22 protein-coding genes are annotated in these 18,502 nt (G+C 59.4%); 13 read left to right on the forward strand and 9 right to left on the reverse strand.

The genetic code is table 11. The features are described from left to right. Positions 1-57: 57 nt before the first annotated feature. Entirely contained in the window at positions 58-621 is a 564-nt protein-coding gene (ahpC, locus tag IHQ43_RS15535; RefSeq protein WP_003224621.1) for an alkyl hydroperoxide reductase subunit C, read from the reverse strand. Positions 622-757: 136 nt separating this feature from the next. Next, positions 758-1,696 carry a site-specific integrase gene (locus tag IHQ43_RS15540; protein WP_192561191.1) on the reverse strand — a complete coding sequence of 313 codons (939 nt, stop codon included), beginning with the start codon at positions 1,694-1,696 and terminating at the stop codon, positions 758-760. Positions 1,697-1,873: 177 nt separating this feature from the next. Between IHQ43_RS15540 and IHQ43_RS15545 the strand changes: the two genes are divergently transcribed. Further along, entirely contained in the window at positions 1,874-2,878 is a 1,005-nt protein-coding gene (locus IHQ43_RS15545) for a DNA-binding protein (protein WP_192561192.1), read from the forward strand. On the opposite strand, the gene gorA is transcribed toward IHQ43_RS15545, so the two are convergent. The 3 genes from gorA to galU form a co-directional block, all read right to left on the reverse strand. Next, the gene (gorA, locus tag IHQ43_RS15550) at positions 2,875-4,233 is read right to left on the reverse strand and encodes a glutathione-disulfide reductase (RefSeq protein ID WP_085686981.1); all 1,359 of its coding nucleotides are present in this window, start codon (positions 4,231-4,233) and stop codon (positions 2,875-2,877) included. The two genes, IHQ43_RS15545 and gorA, sit on opposite strands and share 4 nt — an antisense overlap. A 105-nt stretch (positions 4,234-4,338) precedes the next feature. Beyond that, entirely contained in the window at positions 4,339-5,799 is a 1,461-nt protein-coding gene (locus tag IHQ43_RS15555) for an MFS transporter (protein WP_244142210.1), read from the reverse strand. 342 nt (positions 5,800-6,141) lie between these two features. Beyond that, positions 6,142-6,981 (reverse strand): UTP--glucose-1-phosphate uridylyltransferase GalU, encoded by an 840-nt coding sequence (gene galU / locus IHQ43_RS15560; RefSeq protein WP_007912230.1) that lies wholly within the window; start codon positions 6,979-6,981, stop codon positions 6,142-6,144. A gap of 247 nt (positions 6,982-7,228) precedes the next feature. Here galU and IHQ43_RS15565 point away from each other — a divergent pair, with 247 nt between their 5' ends. Together IHQ43_RS15565 and IHQ43_RS15570 are read left to right on the forward strand one after the other, a co-directional pair. Then, complete coding sequence (locus IHQ43_RS15565; protein WP_192561193.1) at positions 7,229-7,417, forward strand: hypothetical protein; 189 nt, start codon at positions 7,229-7,231, stop codon at positions 7,415-7,417. Between the two features lie 142 nt (positions 7,418-7,559). Then, on the forward strand, positions 7,560-7,856 hold the full coding sequence (locus tag IHQ43_RS15570; RefSeq protein ID WP_192561194.1) for a hypothetical protein: 297 nt from the start codon (positions 7,560-7,562) through the stop codon (positions 7,854-7,856). A 2-nt stretch (positions 7,857-7,858) separates the two neighbouring features. Here the strand turns inward: IHQ43_RS15570 and IHQ43_RS15575 are convergent, their stop codons facing one another. Together IHQ43_RS15575 and IHQ43_RS15580 are read right to left on the reverse strand one after the other, a co-directional pair. Further along, positions 7,859-8,089: a hypothetical protein gene (locus tag IHQ43_RS15575; protein WP_192561195.1), complete on the reverse strand. Its 231-nt coding sequence runs from the start codon at positions 8,087-8,089 to the stop codon at positions 7,859-7,861. A gap of 72 nt (positions 8,090-8,161) precedes the next feature. Beyond that, the gene (locus tag IHQ43_RS15580) at positions 8,162-8,518 is read right to left on the reverse strand and encodes a hypothetical protein (RefSeq protein WP_192561196.1); all 357 of its coding nucleotides are present in this window, start codon (positions 8,516-8,518) and stop codon (positions 8,162-8,164) included. A gap of 211 nt (positions 8,519-8,729) precedes the next feature. On the opposite strand from IHQ43_RS15580, the gene IHQ43_RS15585 reads away from it, so the two are divergent. The 5 genes from IHQ43_RS15585 (at position 8,730) to ada (ending at position 11,877) form a co-directional block, all read left to right on the forward strand. Next, positions 8,730-9,032: a DUF1883 domain-containing protein gene (locus IHQ43_RS15585; protein ID WP_007958929.1), complete on the forward strand. Its 303-nt coding sequence runs from the start codon at positions 8,730-8,732 to the stop codon at positions 9,030-9,032. 34 nt (positions 9,033-9,066) lie between these two features. Beyond that, complete coding sequence (locus IHQ43_RS15590; protein ID WP_192561197.1) at positions 9,067-9,237, forward strand: hypothetical protein; 171 nt, start codon at positions 9,067-9,069, stop codon at positions 9,235-9,237. 90 nt (positions 9,238-9,327) lie between these two features. Further along, positions 9,328-10,053, forward strand: a complete 726-nt coding sequence (locus IHQ43_RS15595) for a 2OG-Fe(II) oxygenase (RefSeq protein WP_192561198.1) — start codon at positions 9,328-9,330, stop codon at positions 10,051-10,053. Between the two features lie 5 nt (positions 10,054-10,058). Further along, positions 10,059-10,721: a DNA oxidative demethylase AlkB gene (gene alkB / locus IHQ43_RS15600; RefSeq protein ID WP_192561199.1), complete on the forward strand. Its 663-nt coding sequence runs from the start codon at positions 10,059-10,061 to the stop codon at positions 10,719-10,721. 88 nt (positions 10,722-10,809) lie between these two features. Next, positions 10,810-11,877 carry a bifunctional DNA-binding transcriptional regulator/O6-methylguanine-DNA methyltransferase Ada gene (gene ada / locus IHQ43_RS15605; RefSeq protein WP_192561200.1) on the forward strand — a complete coding sequence of 356 codons (1,068 nt, stop codon included), beginning with the start codon at positions 10,810-10,812 and terminating at the stop codon, positions 11,875-11,877. Here the strand turns inward: ada and IHQ43_RS15610 are convergent. Further along, positions 11,874-12,332 (reverse strand): GyrI-like domain-containing protein, encoded by a 459-nt coding sequence (locus IHQ43_RS15610; protein ID WP_192561201.1) that lies wholly within the window; start codon positions 12,330-12,332, stop codon positions 11,874-11,876. The two genes, ada and IHQ43_RS15610, sit on opposite strands and share 4 nt — an antisense overlap. Before the next feature lie 61 nt (positions 12,333-12,393). Next, positions 12,394-13,377 (reverse strand): acrylyl-CoA reductase (NADPH), encoded by a 984-nt coding sequence (gene acuI / locus IHQ43_RS15615; RefSeq protein ID WP_192561202.1) that lies wholly within the window; start codon positions 13,375-13,377, stop codon positions 12,394-12,396. A 214-nt stretch (positions 13,378-13,591) separates the two neighbouring features. Between acuI and IHQ43_RS15620 the strand changes: the two genes are divergently transcribed. From IHQ43_RS15620 to IHQ43_RS15640, 5 genes are all read left to right on the forward strand, one after another. Beyond that, positions 13,592-14,653, forward strand: a complete 1,062-nt coding sequence (locus IHQ43_RS15620; protein WP_192561203.1) for an NAD(P)H-dependent flavin oxidoreductase — start codon at positions 13,592-13,594, stop codon at positions 14,651-14,653. Positions 14,654-14,826: 173 nt separating this feature from the next. Then, positions 14,827-15,582 carry a molybdate ABC transporter substrate-binding protein gene (gene modA, locus IHQ43_RS15625; RefSeq protein WP_102688025.1) on the forward strand — a complete coding sequence of 252 codons (756 nt, stop codon included), beginning with the start codon at positions 14,827-14,829 and terminating at the stop codon, positions 15,580-15,582. Continuing rightward, positions 15,583-16,263, forward strand: coding sequence for a molybdate ABC transporter permease subunit (gene modB, locus IHQ43_RS15630; protein ID WP_085701986.1), 681 nt, complete (start codon positions 15,583-15,585; stop codon positions 16,261-16,263). A gap of 3 nt (positions 16,264-16,266) precedes the next feature. Next, on the forward strand, positions 16,267-17,346 hold the full coding sequence (gene modC, locus IHQ43_RS15635) for a molybdenum ABC transporter ATP-binding protein (protein ID WP_192561204.1): 1,080 nt from the start codon (positions 16,267-16,269) through the stop codon (positions 17,344-17,346). Between the two features lie 73 nt (positions 17,347-17,419). Further along, a complete protein-coding gene (locus tag IHQ43_RS15640; protein ID WP_192561205.1) occupies positions 17,420-18,457 on the forward strand; it encodes a DNA topoisomerase IB in 1,038 nt (345 codons plus the stop codon). Positions 18,458-18,502 lie beyond the last annotated feature (45 nt).

An 18,502-nucleotide genomic window follows, 5' to 3' on the forward strand; every position in this document is an offset into this window, starting at 1 on the left:
GCGGTGCAGCTTACTTAAGTAGGTGCGGAGTTCCGCCCTGCATTGCGTGTCACAGACTTAGATCTTGCCGACCAGGTCCAGGGACGGAGCCAGAGTGGCCTCGCCTTCTTTCCATTTGGCCGGGCAAACTTCGCCTGGGTGAGCAGCGACGTACTGAGCAGCCTTGATTTTGCGCAGCAGCTCGGAAGCGTCACGGCCAACGCCGCCATCGTTCAGTTCAACGATTTTGATCTGGCCTTCAGGATTGATCACGAAGGTGCCACGGTCTGCCAGACCAGCTTCTTCGATCAACACGTCGAAGTTGCGGGAGATAACGTGGGTCGGGTCGCCGATCATGGTGTATTCGATTTTGCCGATGGCTGGCGAAGTGTTGTGCCAGGCAGCGTGGGCAAAGTGGGTGTCGGTCGAAACGCTGTAGATCTCTACGCCCAGTTTCTGGAAGGCGGCGTAGTTGTCAGCCAGGTCTTCGAGCTCGGTTGGGCAAACGAAAGTGAAGTCGGCCGGGTAGAAGAACACTACGGACCATTTGCCTTTCAGGTCAGCGTCCGAGACTTGTACGAAGTCGCCGTTTTTGAACGCGGTAGCTTTGAACGGTTTTACTTGGCTGTTGATGATAGGCATTGATGACTCTCCGTCAGGGTTGTGAATTCGATGGGGGAATCCTACCCAGTCACTCGACGGATGGCTCATTGGCAAACCTGATGCTGCTGATTTGTTTTCGCTATTAGCTGAGGGTATTAATAGAAGAAAACGATATCTACGGCGACAGCGGCTTATCCGTAATCCGGGCCATCCCGTGAAAGGGGCTCGCTTCAACATAGCGCATGGCGGACTTCATATCCTTCCAGCCCACGTAACTCATCAACGATTTGAGATCCCAGCCGCTTTGATGGGCCCATGTTGCGAAGCCGCGACGCAGGGAATGGCTGGTGTAGCGCTCGGCGGAGATACCGGCTCGCTCCAGGGCCTGACGCAACAACGGAATCACGCTGTTGGCGTGCAAACCCTCTTCGCTCAGATTGCCCCAGCGGTCGACGGCGCGGAACACCGGGCCTCGCACCAGTGCTGCCTCGGTGATCCATTCGATATAAGCCTGCACCGGGCACAGCTTCAGCAGCGCCGGGGCCTGATAAGTCTGTCCGAGGTTTTCCCGATCACCCTTGCTGCGCGGAAGGTACAGGGTGATGCCGCTGCCAGCGTGGGCCTGAACATGCTCGATCTGCACCCGACACAGTTCATCACTGCGAAAGCCGCGCCAGAAGCCCAGCAGAATCAATGCCCGGTCGCGGCAAGCTCTTAAAAGCAGCGGCCTGTCTTGTTGTTCACGGGCGTCTTTCATTTCCTGCTCCAGCCAGGCGACGGTCTGTTCAAGATCGCGCAGTTGCAATGGCTCGGCCTGCTTTTCCTGCGCGGGATGCAGCGCACGAATGCCCTTGAACACTTTGCGCACCACCGGCGACTTGGTGGGATCGGCGAAGCCCTGACTGTTGTGCCACTGCGCCAGCGCCGACAGACGCAACTTCAGCGTGTTGACCGACAACACGCCGGCATGCGCCACCAGATACCGCGCGATGCTGTCCGCTGTCGCCGGCAGAAACCCTCCCCACGCAGATTCGAAGTGCTCGATAGCCGCGCGATAACTGCGGCGGGTGTTGTCGCGGGTGGCGGCTTGCAGGTAGCGATCAATATCGCTCATGGGCTGATTCTCTCGTGGCGTACTGAGGGTTCGTGCAGAAACGGATTTTATGGGTTTCACATGGGGTAATACCAGTATATCCCGCCCATTTATCGATGCTTGTTTCACTTTATTTTCAACATGGTACACTTCGCACTTTGGTGGCATGTACCACAGTACGAAATGGTAGGAGCAGATATGGCCCGTGGCGGCGTTAACAAAGCAGTAGTCCAGATCGCGCGCACAGCGATCCTCGCCCGTGGCGAACACCCCAGCATCGATGCAGTACGCATTGAGCTGGGCAATACGGGTTCAAAAACCACGATTCATCGCTACCTGAAAGAGCTGGATGACGGCAGCGAACCGGCCGATGCTTCGGCAGAACCCATCGATGACGAACTCCTCGCTCTCGTCACGCGCCTTGCCCAACGCCTGAAAGAACAGGCGCAAGAACCGATTGACCAGGCGCGCGAGCAGTACGAACAACAGCGCCAGACGCTGGAGGACGAGCTGAATCAGCTTCGTCAGGATCATGCGCAACTGGAGAAGAAGCACGACATCCAGACTGCCGCGCTGGCCAAGGAATCCGAAGCCCTGAGCGATACCCGCTCGATGCTGCAGACCGAACAAACCCGCAACGCCGGGCTGAATCAGGCGCTGGCCGATTTTGAATTGCGCTTGCAAGACAAGGACGAGCAGATCCGCTCGCTGGAAGAAAAGCACCTGCACGCCCGCGATGCGCTTGAACACTACCGCAACGCCATCAAGGAACAGCGCGAGCAGGAACAGAGCCGTCACGAAACTCAGGTTCAGCAATTGCAGATGGAGCTTCGTCAGGCGCAGCAAAGCGCACTGGTACGTCAGGACGAAATCACCCAACTGCACCGCGACAACGAACGCCTGCTGACCGAAAATCGCGGCACCGTGCGCGAACTGAGCCTGATGCAGGATCAGCTCAAGCACAGCAATCAGCGTCAGGATCAACTGCTGGAGCAAGCCAATCGCGTCGACAGCGAGCGCACCCTCCTCCAGGAACGCCTGCGCGTGGCCCTGCTGGAAAGCCAGACGCTCAAGCAGAACGTCGACGAGCAATCGCAGCTCAATCAGTCATTGGAGAAGGAATTGACCAAGGCGCAAGACAGCCTGCGCCTGGCTACCACCGTTGCGGCAGCGCCAGACGCAGCAGAATCGAAAAAGACTTAAGCGCCGACCGGCGTACGCATCGTGACAAATTCTTCGGCCGCCGTCGGGTGCACCCCGATGGTGTCGTCGAAGTCACGTTTGGTGGCGCCAGCCTTCAACGCAATTGCCAGACCCTGCACGATCTCGCCGGCATCCGGGCCGACCATGTGACAGCCCAGCACCTTGTCGGACTTGCCATCGACCACCAGTTTCATCAGCGTACGCTCCTGGCAGTCAGTCAGGGTCAGCTTCATCGGCCGGAAGCGGCTTTCGTAGATCACGACGTCGTGACCCGCTTCCCGCGCTTCTTCTTCGGTCAGGCCGACGGTGCCGATATTAGGCAGGCTGAACACGGCCGTCGGGATCATCTTGTAATCCACTGGACGATATTGCTCAGGCTTGAACAGACGTCGCGCCACCGCCATGCCTTCAGCCAGCGCCACCGGCGTCAACTGCACACGCCCGATGACATCGCCCAGCGCCAGGATTGACGGCTCGGTGGTCTGGTATTGCTCATCGACTTTGATGAAGCCTTTGTCGTCGAGCTGCACATCGGTGTTTTCCAGACCCAGATTGTCCAGCATCGGACGCCGACCAGTGGCGTAGAACACGCAATCCGCTTCCAGTACGCGGCCGTCCTTGAGGGTGGCCTTCAGGCTGCCATCCGATTGCTTGTCGATACGGGCAATGTCGGCATTGAATTGCAGATCCAGACCGCGCTTGGTCAGTTCTTCCTTCAAGTGGTTACGCACCGAACCGTCGAAACCGCGCAAGAACAGATCCCCGCGATACAGCAACGTCGTGTTGGCGCCCAGCCCATGGAAAATCCCGGCAAATTCGACGGCGATGTAACCGCCACCGACGACCAGTACACGCTTGGGCAATTCTTTGAGGAAGAACGCCTGGTTCGAGCTGATCGCATGCTCATGCCCCGGAATCTCGGGGATCTGCGGCCAGCCACCGGTGGCGATCAGAATATTCTTCGCGGTGTAGCGCTCGCCGTTGACCTCAACTTCGTGCGGACCAACGATTTTCGCGTGGGCTTCATGCAGCGTCACACCGCTGTTGACCAGCAGATTGCGATAAATGCCGTTCAGGCGATTGATCTCGCGATCCTTGTTGGCAATCAGCGTCGCCCAATCGAAATCCGCCTCACCCAGGCTCCAGCCAAAACCCGAGGACTGTTCGAAGTCTTCGGCAAAGTGGGCGCCGTACACCAACAGTTTTTTCGGTACGCAACCGACGTTGACGCAGGTACCGCCCAGATAACGGCTCTCGGCCACGGCCACTTTCGCACCGAACCCGGCAGCAAAACGTGCAGCCCGCACACCGCCGGAACCGGCACCAATCACATAAAGGTCAAAATCGTAGGCCATTTCTATCTCCTCGGCAGGCGATCAGCATACCCGCAGACGCTTATTGAGCAAGTCTCTACTGCACGAGGACGGGCAATACCGGGAGGTTCTACGGTTAGCATTTGATTAATGACATTCTGCCGGCAGAACCTTTGGCAAGCGCAACGTACGCCTGGCAATCAGAATTGCTATCAGCGCCAGGCCGAAAGCGAGCCACGATGCCAATGTAATTCCGCCTTCAAATGCACTTCCCGCCTGCTGCATCAACTGTTGCGCTTGATCCCCCGCCAACCCCGTCGCAACATGATGAGCGCCAGCCAGCGTTTCACTTGCCAGCATCGTCTGAACATCGCTCAAAAACGCTGGAAGCTGCAGGTCTGCTCGGTAGTGAGCCGTCACCAGGCCGCCAAGCAGAGTAGTACCCAGCACCACGCCCACTTCATAGGCTGTTTCACTGATGGCGGATGCCGCCCCTGCCTTCGCTGGGGGCGCTGCCGACAAAATCACATCATTGGAAACCGTAGCGATCGCCCCCACTCCGATGTTGAGCAACGCGAACGCCACTACCAATACCGCAAGACTGCTGCCCATGCTGGCCACCAGCAAAAAGGCCGCACCGGTGAAGGCCACCAGAATCGGTATCAGTACATGCACCGGCATACGCTGCGCGACTGGGACGACCGCCATTCCAACCATAATCGCCATGATTTGCCCCGGCACCAATGCAAGACTCGCACTCAAGGGCGCCATTTGCAGAACAATCTGCAAAAACTGAGTCGTGAAGAAAACGAAGCCGACAAGAAACGCAAGACTCATCAAATTGATAAGGACTGACCCGCTGAAAGTGCCATTGCTGAACAGGGTCATGTCCATCAGGGGTACAGGAAGACGCAACTGGCGACGTACGAATATCCAGCCTGCCAGTGCACCTACCAGAAACGTGCCAAACACAACCCCGTCAATGCCCTCACTGGCGCCATGCTTGATGCTGTAAACGATACAACCCAGTGCGGCCATCGACTGAAGGATGCTGATCGGGTCCAGCGGACCCGACGCATCACGCTCTGATTCAGGGAGCAATAGCGGCCCCAGTACTAACAATGGAATCAGGACGGGAACCGCCAACAGAAAAATCGCGCCCCAATCAAAGAACTGCAGCAACACCCCTCCCACCAAAGGCCCTAATGCCGAGCCGACAGTCAGCGTGGTTGCCCAGATCGCTACTGCCACTCTGCGCTCTTCTCGATCCTCAAACACCGAACGTATCAATGCCAGCGTGGAGGGCATCAACATCGCACCGAAAACCCCCATGCAAGCCCGCCCGATAATCAGCTGCATCGATGTTGCGGAATATGCGGTCAGCACCGAGACCACCACAAACCCGAACGAGCCGATAAGCAGCAACTTACGGTGCCCCACCCGATCACCCAGGCTACCCATCGAAACCAGCAGTCCTGCGAGAACCAACGAATAGGCATCGATCATCCACAGCTGCTGGCTGGCAGTTGGACGCAAGGCTTCGGCGATTTTGGGTAACGCGAAACCCAATACGGTGTTATCAACGGTCACCAGCAGCACTGGCAACATGAGCACCGCCAGCCCTGACCAGCGACGGGCACTTGATCTTCGTGCGGTAGCCATATTCTCTGACGCCACAAGCAACACTCCTTATTGCTGGAGAATAAATTTCACAACCGTCCTTCGACGATCATGAAACGCTTTCCTCCGCACCTCCCTGGCGAAGACGAGTCAGTTCAGCAGCGAATATGCTGGCTGACAATCGAACATTTGTTTCACATTGCATCGCGAATCGAATCGAGATGCGCTATTTCTCCCCAGAAACGCAAACGCCCCGAACATGTCGGGGCGTTTGTTTTTAGCGTCACACTATTCAGACCGTGTGACGTACCTTCAGACAGTCAGGCTTTATCAGTAAGCCTTGCCAGTCTTGTAGAAGTTTTCGAAGCAGAAGTTGGTTGCTTCGATGTAGCCTTCAGCACCACCGCAGTCGAAACGCTTGCCCTTGAACTTGTAGGCCATCACGCAGCCATTCTGGGCTTGTTTCATCAGGGCGTCGGTGATCTGGATTTCACCGCCCTTGCCTGGCTCGGTCTGTTCGATCAGGTCGAAGATGTCCGGGGTCAGGATGTAGCGGCCGATGATCGCCAGGTTCGACGGCGCGTCTTCCGGCTTTGGCTTCTCAACCATGCTGTGAACGCGGTAGATGTCGTCGCGGATCATTTCGCCAGCGATGACGCCGTACTTGCTGGTTTCCTGCGGATCGACTTCCTGAATGGCAATGATCGAGCAGCGGAACTGCTTGTACAGTTTGACCATCTGGGTCAGTACGCCGTCGCCTTCGAGGTTGACGCACAGGTCGTCCGCCAGCACCACAGCAAACGGTTCATCACCGATCAATGGGCGACCGGTCAGGATCGCGTGACCCAGGCCTTTCATTTCGGTCTGACGGGTGTAGGAGAACGAGCACTCGTCCAGCAGCTTGCGGATGCCGACCAGGTATTTTTCCTTGTCGGTGCCTTTGATCTGGTTTTCCAGCTCATAGCTGATGTCGAAGTGGTCTTCCAGGGCACGCTTGCCACGGCCGGTCACGATGGAGATCTCAGTCAGACCAGCATCCAGGGCTTCTTCGACGCCGTACTGGATCAGTGGCTTGTTTACCACCGGCAGCATTTCTTTGGGCATGGCCTTAGTCGCTGGAAGGAAGCGAGTACCGTAACCGGCTGCTGGGAACAAGCATTTCTTGATCATATAAGTCCTTGAAAGGGCTGTGTGTACGAGTTTCGGCGCAGTCTAATCAGGCGGCGTACACCTTACAATGCCCCGCGCTGGCTAACCGGTGTCAACATAGAGAAATAATCTGGTGGATAGTTCAATCCGCACACAGGGGTTGCGCATTCAGCGTAGACCAAAGATGCCGAAACAGCGCATCGACCTGCGCCCGATCGCCCGTTTCCCGCTATCATGGCGCCTTTGAACCGGCCAACGAGGCAGATAGATGTCCGCAGCAAAAATCATCAACGGGTACACCGTCGACAAGGCGAAAGATGGGCAGTGGCATATCACCGCCGCCAACGGCGAAGATGTGTCCGGGCCATTGCCCACTGAAGCGATGGCGATTGAAGTAGCCGCGGTGCTCGATTACACGCCTCCTGCACCGAAGCGTCGCGGCAAGGATCAAGACTGATCGGCAACGACGAACCCCGGCCCTGCCCTCGCGCAGGGCTTTTTTTTGGACTGCTCACAAAGACGTGGCCAATCGCTATAACCTTTTCATGCCGGCGCTGTCATAGCGTCTAGCCCCCTCCTCCTCGAAGATGAACATTGCCATGACCAACCGCCCCCTCATCAGCTTTCTGCCCCTGATTGCGTTCGCGACCCTGGCCGGTTGCGCCACCTCGCAGCCAACCTATCTGAACAACGGCGAACAGGGGTTGAGCATCGACTGCTCCGGTGAAGCCAATTCCTGGGCCAGCTGCTATGAAAAAGCTGACGCGTCCTGCGCCGGCACCGGTTATCGCATCGTCGGGACCGACGGTACACCAGCGCCCAAGGAAAGCGACAAGACGCTGGGCGTCGATGTCGGCAACTACAAAAACCGCAGCGTAGTGGTGGTCTGCAAATAGACTTACATGTGAATTTCGGCGAATTTGATCCCCAACCCGCGTACGACTTCAATCAGGTCGTCGACTCGGCTAAAGGATTCGACTTCGTCGTTATCGTCGACCAGGAAGTAGCTGCGACCGGCGCTTTTCTTGAAAAACACGATCCACTCCCCCGGATTCGCCGGATTCTGGATCACATGGGTAGCGGCAATGAGCCCTTCCTTGTGTCGCTCCCGCACCTGTTCTCTCTTCATTCACTGCTCCAGAAATGACAATGCCGCCACAGCAACGCTGTGACGGCATCAATGCTGACTGACGACAGTCTATCAGCCGGAAATACAGGCGGTGGCGGCTTTGCGCACGTCCCACGGTCGCAGCGGCACATTGGACATCCGCTCATGCAGCTTGATACTGCTGCCGCCGGAGCGATCCTCGATGTCGAACACCGCAGCAGGACCCGATCCCAGCTTGCCCGGAACGATGACCCGAACTTCATCCTTGTGCCGCTCTACCTGCAACGCACCCCGGCTGTCGGACAGCTTTTCGGCCAGGCATTGAGCATACTCATGGGGTTTCTTGCCGGAAATGACGCTCATGGTCGGCAGCGTTTCATTGATTTCCGAAACGCTTGCGCAACCACCCATTGCCAATGCCAACGGCAGAATCACCACACCCCACTTCATACAAAATCTCCAATAAAGACCCTCCGACAGCACGAATGCCGTTTTTCTCCGAGGCTCACTGCATTTAACCCACATCGAATCGTGAATATCTGTTTTTAATTGTCAAAGCGGTGCCCGACGGCCGGATAATAACCCGTCCGGGCTGATAAACTGCGCCAATCGACAATGCTATCGTTTTGATTTTGTAGAAAAAGCCCTTCTGGAGGCGCCCATGAAATTCATTCACCAGCGCGAGCACCTCAACGAAGACGACATCGTCGTCATTCAATGCTCGCAAACCTGCAACATCCGCTTGATGAACGACGCCAACTTCCGCAGCTTCAAGAATGGCGGCCGCCATACCTATCACGGCGGTGCTTTCGACACGTTCCCGGCCCGTATCACCGCGCCTAGCACCGGTTTCTGGAACATCACTATCGACACCGTCAACCGCCGCGCGATCAGCGTGACCCGCAAGCCGACCCTGACGCATTCGATCAAGATCATTCGCCGCTCGAGCTCCAAACTCAGCTGAGCAGTTCCGCCAACGCAGACAGGTAAGCATCAACGTGGCCCAAACGACCAAATACGTGATCAAGTACAAACTCAACGGTGAACGCCGCTTCGAGTTCGCCCAACTGGAAAACGGCACCCAGGAAGAAGCCAAGGCAGCGCTGAATGCCCTGCACGGCCAGAGCGACGATGTGATCAGCGACATCAGCGTCAGCAAGGCCCTGTAAGACCCGGACGAAATTCGACCGCAAGCGGCGGAGTGTTGCGGCCGGGTGGACGGCCCAGACTGATACCTGAATGTAAGCCAAGGAATCAGCATGTCACCCTCACCCTCACCCTCACCCGCCTCCCCGCTCGATGCGCTGGACTGGAACGCCCTGGAGCAGCAACTGGATCAGGACGGCTGTGCCGTCATCCGCACGCTACTGCGCCCGGACACCTGCGATCGGTTGAGTGCACTTTACCCGCACAGCGAACCGTTCCGGTCCCAGGTGATCATGGCCCGCCACGGTTTCGGGCGCGGGGAATACAAATACCTGCGCTATCCGCTTCCATCCGTGGTTGAACGCCTGCGCAGCGCGTTATACCCGCGACTCGTGCCTCTGGCCAACCGCTGGCATGAACGAATGGGCCTGCCAGCGCGCTTTCCAGAGCAACACCGCGAGTTTCTCGAGCGCTGCCACGCCGCCGGTCAACTGCGACCTACACCGCTGTTGCTGCAATACGGCCCGCAGGACTACAACTGTCTGCATCAGGACCTGTACGGTGAACATGTCTTTCCGTTGCAAGTGGCGATTCTTCTGTCAGAACCTGGCGAAGATTTCACCGGCGGTGAGTTCGTCCTGACTGAACAACGCCCAAGAATGCAGTCGCGTCCGTTGGTGATGGATTTGAGAAAAGGCGACGCGCTGATCTTTGCCGTCAACCAACGCCCGGTCAAAGGCGTGCGCGGCGACTATCGGGTGACCATGCGCCACGGCGTCAGCCGGCTGCACAGCGGAAAGCGGCATACTCTGGGCATCATCTTCCACGACGCGACCTGACGATCATGCAAACCACCTTCGATCTATTCGCCGACACAGAATCCGAGCAGCCCCGGCGCGCCGAACAGATTGGCGAGCAATCCTGGGTGTTGCGCGGCTTTGCCCTGCCGCAAATCGAGCAATTGTTGCCGGCCCTGGAATCGATCATCGCCTGCGCCCCGCTGCGGCACATGATGACGCCCGGGGGCTTCAGCATGTCGGTGGCCACCAGCAGTTGCGGCGCACTGGGCTGGATCACCGATCGGAGCGGCTACCGCTATTCATCCGAAGACCCCGTTAACCATCGGCCCTGGCCGGCCATGCCCGAAGTTTTTCGCGAGTTGGCCCAGGCAGCAGCGAAACGCGCCGGATTTGCCGACTTCGTGCCGGATTCCTGCCTGATCAATCGTTATGTCCCAGGCGCGAAGATGTCGTTGCATCAGGACAAAGACGAAAATGCCTACGAAGCCCCGATCGTTTCGCTGTCATTGGGCCTGCCCGCAACATTCCTGTTCGGCGGTTTCGCGCGCGGCGACAAGAGCCAGAAAATCTCGCTGCTGCACGGCGACATGGTGATCTGGGGCGGTGTCGACCGACTGCGCTACCACGGCATCCTGCCGATCAAGCCTGGCCGGCATCCGCGCCTGGGCGAACAGCGCTTCAACCTGACGTTTCGCACCGCTGGATAATCCTGCAAAGTTTGACCGCAAGGGTCGGAGTGTTCCGGCCGGTGGCACTGGTTAACCTGAAATTCAACAGGTCAACGGACTCTCCATCATGAAAACGCTTTCCACCTCGCTGAACACTGAAGACGATCCACGCTGGGCCGCTGTCGTCGCACGCGACCCTCGGGCGGACGGTCAGTTTGTCTATGCCGTGAAAACCACCGGCATCTATTGCCGCCCCAGCAGCCTGGCGCGCTTGCCGAAACCGCAGAACGTCGAGTTCTTCGACACCGCCGAGGACGCCGAGGCAGCGGGCTATCGGCCCAGCAAACGGGCGGGCAAGGATCAGACCGAAGTCGCCGCGCAACATGCTGCGACCGTCGCGGCAGCCTGTCGCCAGATCGAAGCGTCGGACAGCCTGCCGGCGCTCAACGATCTTGCCGAAACCGCCGGCCTGAGCGCCTTTCATTTTCATCGAGTGTTCAAAGCAGCAACGGGGCTGACGCCGAAAGGCTACGCCGCCGCGCATCGCTCGCGCCGGGTTCGTCAGCGCCTGGCAGACGGCGGCTCGGTGACCGACGCGCTATATGACGCCGGCTTCAATTCCAACAGCCGTTTCTACGAGGCGGCCGATCAGGTACTGGGCATGAAACCCGGCGACTTCCGGGCGGCCGGGCAAAACAATGACATCCGCTTCGCCGTCGGCCAGTGCTCGCTCGGGGCCATTCTGGTGGCGCAGAGCGAGCGCGGGATCTGCGCGATTCTGCTGGGGGACGATCCGCACCGATTGGTGTGCGACCTGCAGGACCAGTTTCGCCGGGCCAACCTGATCGGCGCCGATGCCGAGTTCGAACAGCTGATCGCTCGCGTCGTCGGCTTCATCGAAGCGCCTGCCATCGGCCTCGAGTTACCGCTGGATGTGCGCGGCACGGCGTTTCAGGAACGGGTGTGGCAGGCGCTGCGCGAAATACCGGTCGGCAGCACCGCCAGCTACGCGGACATCGCCTTGCGTATCGGCTCGCCAAAAGCCGTGCGCGCAGTGGCCCAGGCTTGCGGCGCCAACAGCCTCGCGGTGGCCATTCCGTGCCACCGCGTGGTGCGTAGCGACGGCAACCTCAGCGGCTACCGTTGGGGTGTGGAACGCAAGCGCGAGCTGTTGTTGCGCGAAACGCAGACTTAACGCAGGCCAATGTAAATCGCCACCGATTCGGGGCCGGTATAGGCCTCGAAGTCGGTGGCAAATCGACGCTCGACCTGCGGATTGGCTTCAAAGTACTGCCAGATACGGCCCCAGGTCTCGATGACCGCGCCAGGCAGCGCGCCGCGACCTTCGAACACCAGATAGTTGCCGCTTTCGATCCGGATCGTCGCGAAATCTGACGATGGTTCGCTCACCGCCACCCCGGCGGTGACATCGAAGGCTCCGCTGGCATCCGACTCGTAAGCCGAGTACACGCCATAGACTGACGACTCGCTCAATTTGCCGGGAATCACCTCGGCCAGCCCCTTGGCAAAAAACTGTCCCCACATCGGACCGATCTTCGCAGTTTCCGGTTTGTGCTCGGCGGTGTTGGTGGTGCGTACGCGCAGACCGGAAACCGTGAATGAATCGACGTATTGCTGTTGTAAGTCCATCGAAAACGCCACTCCATTAGCTCGAAGTGCGGCCCGGGCGGGCCGCGATGGCGCTAATGTGTCAGCGATTGACGTCGACCACAACCCGCCCGCGCAACTGTCCGGCGAGCAACTTCGGGGCCGCTTCGAGGACTTCGCCGAGGCCGATTTCATGGCTGATCAGCGGCAACAGGGCGAAATCCAGATCCTTCGCCAGACGATCCCAGGCCTCGATGCGACGGGCCTTGGGCTGAGTCACGCTGTTGATCCCGGCCAGCGTCACGCCGCGCAGAATGAACGGCGCCACCGACGCCGGGAAATCCATGCCCTGAGCCAGACCGCACGCGGCCACCGTGCCTTCGGCCCGAGTGCTGGCGCAGGCATTGGCCAGCGTGTGGCTGCCGACCGAATCGATAACACCCGCCCAGCGCTCCTTGGCCAGCGGTTTTCCGGGTTCGGACAGAGTGGCGCGATCAATGATTTCGCCGGCACCCAGTTGTTTCAGATATTCGTGCTCCGACACCCGACCGGTCGAAGCGACCACGCGGTAGCCCAGCTTGCTCAGCAATGCGATGGCAAAACTGCCGACGCCACCGTTGGCGCCGGTCACCAGCACTTCGCCCTGTTGCGGTGTCACGCCGTTACGCTCCAGCGCCATGACGCACAGCATCGCCGTATAACCCGCCGTGCCAATGGCCATGGCTTGCGCGGCGGTGAATGCCTCGGGCAGCGGAATCAGCCAGTCACCGTTCAATCGCGCCTTTTGCGCCAAGCCGCCCCAGTGGCTTTCACCGACGCCCCAGCCATTGAGCAGCACCGAATCGCCAGCCTTGTAGTCCGGATGCGAGCTGACTTCGACGGTGCCCGCCAGATCGATCCCCGGCACCATCGGAAACTTGCGCACCACCGGGCTGCTGCCGGTGATCGCCAGGCCGTCCTTGAAGTTCAGCGTGCTGTACGCGACGCGAACCGTCACGTCGCCCTCCGGCAACTGCTCGTCACTGATCTCTTGCAGGTCGGCGCGATAACCACTGTCGTCTTTGTCGATCAAAATGCCTTTGAACATGACTGCCTCTCACGGGTGGAATTCAGGATGTCGAGGGATTGGAATAGCACACTGCAACATTTTGCCCCACTCGACCTTTAGCCAATCGGGCCCGAACGCCGAGCCAGCGCCGGCTGTTCAAGCTACAAATCTGTGCTGGTCATAGGGGTGGCTTTGCGTTAAAAAACCGGCTGCTATCGTCCCTGCCCTGTTTTGTCGTCGGAGAAGCCAATCCATGAGCCAATGGCCTGATACCCGCATTCTTGACCTGTTCGGCATCGAACTGCCAATCATCCAGGGCCCCATGGCCGGTGCCACTAACTCATCCATGGTCATCGCAGCGTGCAACGCCGGTGGCCTGGGTTCGATGCCGGCCGCAATGCTGACCGTCGAGCAACTGCGCGAAGAACTGGAGACCATCCGCCAGGGCACGAACAAGCCGTTCAACGTCAATTTTTTCTGCCATCAACCTCCCGCTCCTGATGAGCAAAAGGCCCGTGACTGGAAAAGCCTGCTGGAACCCTACTATCGCGAACTGGGTGTCGATTTCAATGCGCCGACGCCGGTGTCCAACCGCGCGCCCTTCGATGCGGCCGCCTGCGAAGTGCTGGAAGAGTTTCGCCCTGAAGTGGTGAGTTTCCACTTCGGTCTGCCGGAAAAATCCTTGCTGGATCGGGTCAAGGCCACCGGTGCGAAAATCATCTCGTCGGCGACTACCGTCGACGAAGCGATCTGGCTGGAGCAGAACGGGTGCGACGCGATCATCGCCATGGGTTACGAGGCTGGCGGCCATCGCGGGATGTTTCTCAGCGCAGACCTGAGCAGTCAGGTCGGTACGTTTGCGCTGGTGCCGCAAGTGGTCGACGCCGTGAGTGTGCCGGTGATCGCTGCCGGTGCGATTGCCGATGCGCGCGGTGTAGCGGCAGCTTTGATGCTCGGAGCTTCGGCGGTTCAGGTCGGCACGGCGTATCTGTTTACCCCGGAAGCGAAAGTCAGTGCGTCGCACCACAAGGCCTTGCGTACTGCCAAGGAAAGCGAGACAGCGGTGACCAATCTGTTCACCGGACGCCCGGCGCGGGGGATTCTCAATCGGGTGATGCGCGAACTGGGCCCGATGTCGGACAAGGCCCCGGCATTCCCGCTGGCGGGCGGTGCCTTGATGCCTTTGCGCGCCAAGGGTGAAGCGGAGTTCAGCAACTTGTGGGCCGGCCAGGCGTTCACGCTCGGCAAAGACCTCGGCACCGCTGAACTGACCCGGCAACTGGCGGAAGGCGCACTGGCAAAACTGACGCGATGATGGACCCGAACGGGCGAGGAGCGTGGCGCGCTCGCCCGGTTCAAAAGCAGTGCTTCCCGTTTGGCGGCATTTCGCTATATATTTCGCTATATAGCGTTTCACCCCCTCGCATCGGCGCAGTCTTCCTTCCAATAACAACTGCCCACTGCACTTGCCACCCACGGAGCCGTTACATGATCAATCGTGCCTCACGTTTTGCCCCTGCCCTGCTCGCGGTATTCGCCATCGGCGCCGCGCAGGCCGACGAAGTGCAAGTCGCAGTCGCGGCCAACTTCACCGCACCGATCCAGGCGATTGCCGCCGATTTCGAAAAGGACACCGGGCATAAACTGGTCGCTGCCTACGGCGCCACAGGCCAGTTCTACACCCAGATCAAAAACGGCGCGCCGTTCGAAGTGTTCCTGTCGGCAGACGACACCACCCCTGAAAAACTCGAAAAAGAAGGCGACACCGTCAAGGGTTCGCGCTTCACCTACGCCATCGGCACCCTGGCGCTGTGGTCGGCCAAGGAAGGTTACGTCGATGCCAAAGGCGACGTCCTGAAGAAAAACGAGTACCAGCACCTGTCCATCGCCAACCCGAAAGCCGCACCTTACGGTCTGGCCGCCACTCAGGTGCTGGAGAAACTGAAACTGACTGAGGCCACCAAAGCCAAGATCGTCGAAGGCCAGAACATCACCCAGGCCTATCAGTTCGTGTCCACCGGCAACGCCGAGCTGGGCTTCGTCGCCCTGTCGCAGATCTACAAGGACGGCAAGGTCAGCAGCGGCTCGGCGTGGATCGTTCCGGCAAGCATGCACGACCCGATCAAACAGGACGCCGTCATCCTGAACAAAGGCAAAGACAACGCCGCTGCCAAGGCGCTGGTTGATTACCTCAAAGGCCCGAAAGCCGCTGCGGTCATCAAGTCCTACGGTTACCAGCTGTAAATGTCGCTGACGAGTGCCGATTTCGCGGCGATCTGGCTGACCCTGAAACTGGCGTCCCTGACCACCGCGATCCTGCTGGTCGTCGGCACTCCGATTGCCCTGTGGTTGTCGCGCAGCCGTTCCTGGCTGCGCGGCCCCGTCGGCGCGATTGTCGCATTGCCGTTGGTGCTGCCACCGACGGTCATCGGTTTTTATCTGCTGCTCGCGCTCGGCCCCAACGGCTTCATTGGCCATTTCACCCAATGGCTGGGGCTCGGCACTTTGACGTTCAGCTTCACCGGCCTGGTGATTGGCTCGGTGCTCTATTCCATGCCGTTCGTGGTGCAGCCTTTGCAAAACGCCTTCTCCGCGATCGGCACTCGTCCACTGGAAGTGGCCGCGACATTGCGCGCCAATCCCTGGGATACCTTCTTCAGCGTGATCCTGCCTCTGGCTCGTCCCGGTTTCATCACTGCAGCAATCCTCGGTTTCGCCCACACCGTCGGCGAATTCGGTGTAGTGCTGATGATCGGCGGGAATATTCCCGACAAGACCCGGGTGGTTTCCGTACAAATCTACGACCACGTCGAAGCCATGGAGTACGCGCAAGCGCACTGGCTGGCCGGGGCGATGCTGGTGTTTTCGTTTCTGGTGTTGCTGGCGCTGTATTCCAGCCGCAAGACCCGCGCGGGCTGGAGCTGATCGATGATTGATGCACGTCTGAAACTGGGCTGGTCGGGCTTCAGCCTCGATGTTGACCTGCAGATGCCCGGTCGCGGTGTGACAGCGCTGTTCGGTCAGTCCGGCTCGGGCAAGACCACGTGCCTGCGCTGCATCGCCGGGCTCGAACGCGCGCCGCAGGCCTTTATCCGCATCAATGACGAGGTCTGGCAGGACAGCGAAAAAGGCATTTTCGTGCCGCCGCACAAACGCGCGCTCGGTTATGTCTTTCAGGAAGCCAGCCTGTTTCCGCACCTGTCGGTGCTGGCCAATCTGCAATTCGGCCTCAAGCGCATTGCCAAGGCGCAGCGCCGGGTCGACATGACCCAAGCCACCGAACTGCTGGGCATCGGCCACTTGCTTGATCGTCACCCGCAACACTTGTCCGGCGGCGAGCGCCAGCGTGTCGGCATCGCCCGTGCGCTGTTGACCAGCCCTAAATTGCTGCTGATGGATGAGCCTTTGGCAGCCCTGGACAGCCAGCGCAAAAGCGAAATCCTGCCCTACCTGCAACGCCTGCACGACGAACTGGAAATCCCGGTGCTGTATGTCAGCCACGCGCAGGACGAAGTGGCCAGGCTCGCCGATCACCTGGTGCTGCTCAGCGACGGCAAAGCGCTGGCCAGCGGCCCGATTGGCGAAACCCTGGCGCGGCTCGACCTGCCGCTGGCCATGGACAACGACGCCGGTGTGATCATCGAAGGCCAGGTCAGCGGCTACGATGCCGACTATCAATTGCTCACCCTGCAACTGCCGGACTCATCACTGAGCATTCGCGTGACCCACGCGCCGATGACAACGGGCCAGAGACTGCGTTGCAAGGTTCATGCGCGTGACATCAGCCTGACCCTGCAAAACAGCGAGTTCAGCAGCATCCTCAATCGCCTGCCGGTCACGGTCGTCAGCGAACAGCCGGCCGATAACGCCGCGCACGTGCTCATTCGCCTCGATGCCGGCGGGACACCGTTGCTGGCGCGCATCACTCGCTATTCACGGGATCAGCTTGGCGTGCATCCAGGTCAGCCGTTGTGGGCCCAGATCAAGGCTGTCGCGGTATTGGCGTAAATCCGCGGGCACGACCGTCATGGCGTGCGGTCAATGGCTTTAACAGCCTGATTTGCCGCGAAGGAAGTCCGCCATGCCCGATACTGCGCTCACCGAGGTGTTGCCTTCGGATCTGCATTACGTCGATGACACGCAGCCCGGTATCACCCGCAAAAAACTGCGCGGAAAATTCGCCTACTTCGATCCCGCAGGCCAGCGCATCACCGATCCCGACGAGATCAAACGCATCAACGCACTGGCCGTTCCGCCGGCCTATGTCGACGTGTGGATCTGCGCCGACCCGCGCGGCCACCTGCAAGCCACCGGCCGCGATGCCCGTGGACGCAAGCAATATCGCTATCACACACGATGGCGTGAAGTGCGCGACGCGGACAAATATTCGCGTTTGCGAGAATTCGGTCTGGCGCTGCCCAAGCTGCGTAAACAGCTGGAAGCGCTGCTGGCATCGCCGGGCTTCAGCCGAGACAAAGTCATGGCCACGGTCATCACGCTGCTCGACGCCACGCTGATCCGCGTCGGTAACACGCAATACGCGCGGGACAATCGCTCCTACGGCCTGACAACGCTGCGCAGCCGGCATGTCGAAGTCAACGGCAGCGCGATCCTGTTCCAGTTTCGTGGCAAAAGCGGTATCGAACATCAGATCACGGTGAAGGACCGGCGACTGGCGCGAATCATCAAGCGCTGCCTGGAAATTCCGGGGCAAAACCTGTTTCAGTATCTGGATGAAAATGGCGAGCGGCACACCGTCAGCTCCTCTGACGTCAACACCTACCTGCAAACCCTGACCGGCGCGGATTTCACCGCCAAGGATTACCGGACCTGGGCCGGCAGCGCCCTGGCATTGGCGGTCCTGCGGGAATTGCAATGGGAGTCCGAGACCGAGGCCAAACGGCATGTGGTCGAGATGGTGAAGGGCGTCGCCCGCCAACTGGGCAATACGCCGGCAGTCTGTCGCAAGTGCTACATCCACCCGGCGGTGGTCGAGCATTTCATGCTCGGGGCTCTGGCCGAGCTGCCGAAACCGCGCATCCGCAAGGGCCTGCGCAAGGAAGAAGTCGCGCTGGCGCTGTTCCTTGAGCGAATGCTCGAGAAGGCAGACACGCCTTGAAGCCTTCGACCGTCTCGACTAGGCTACGCCCTCCCACATCCCCAG

Origin of the sequence: Pseudomonas gozinkensis (genome assembly GCF_014863585.1) — a bacterium.
GTDB classification, from domain to species: domain Bacteria; phylum Pseudomonadota; class Gammaproteobacteria; order Pseudomonadales; family Pseudomonadaceae; genus Aquipseudomonas; species Aquipseudomonas gozinkensis.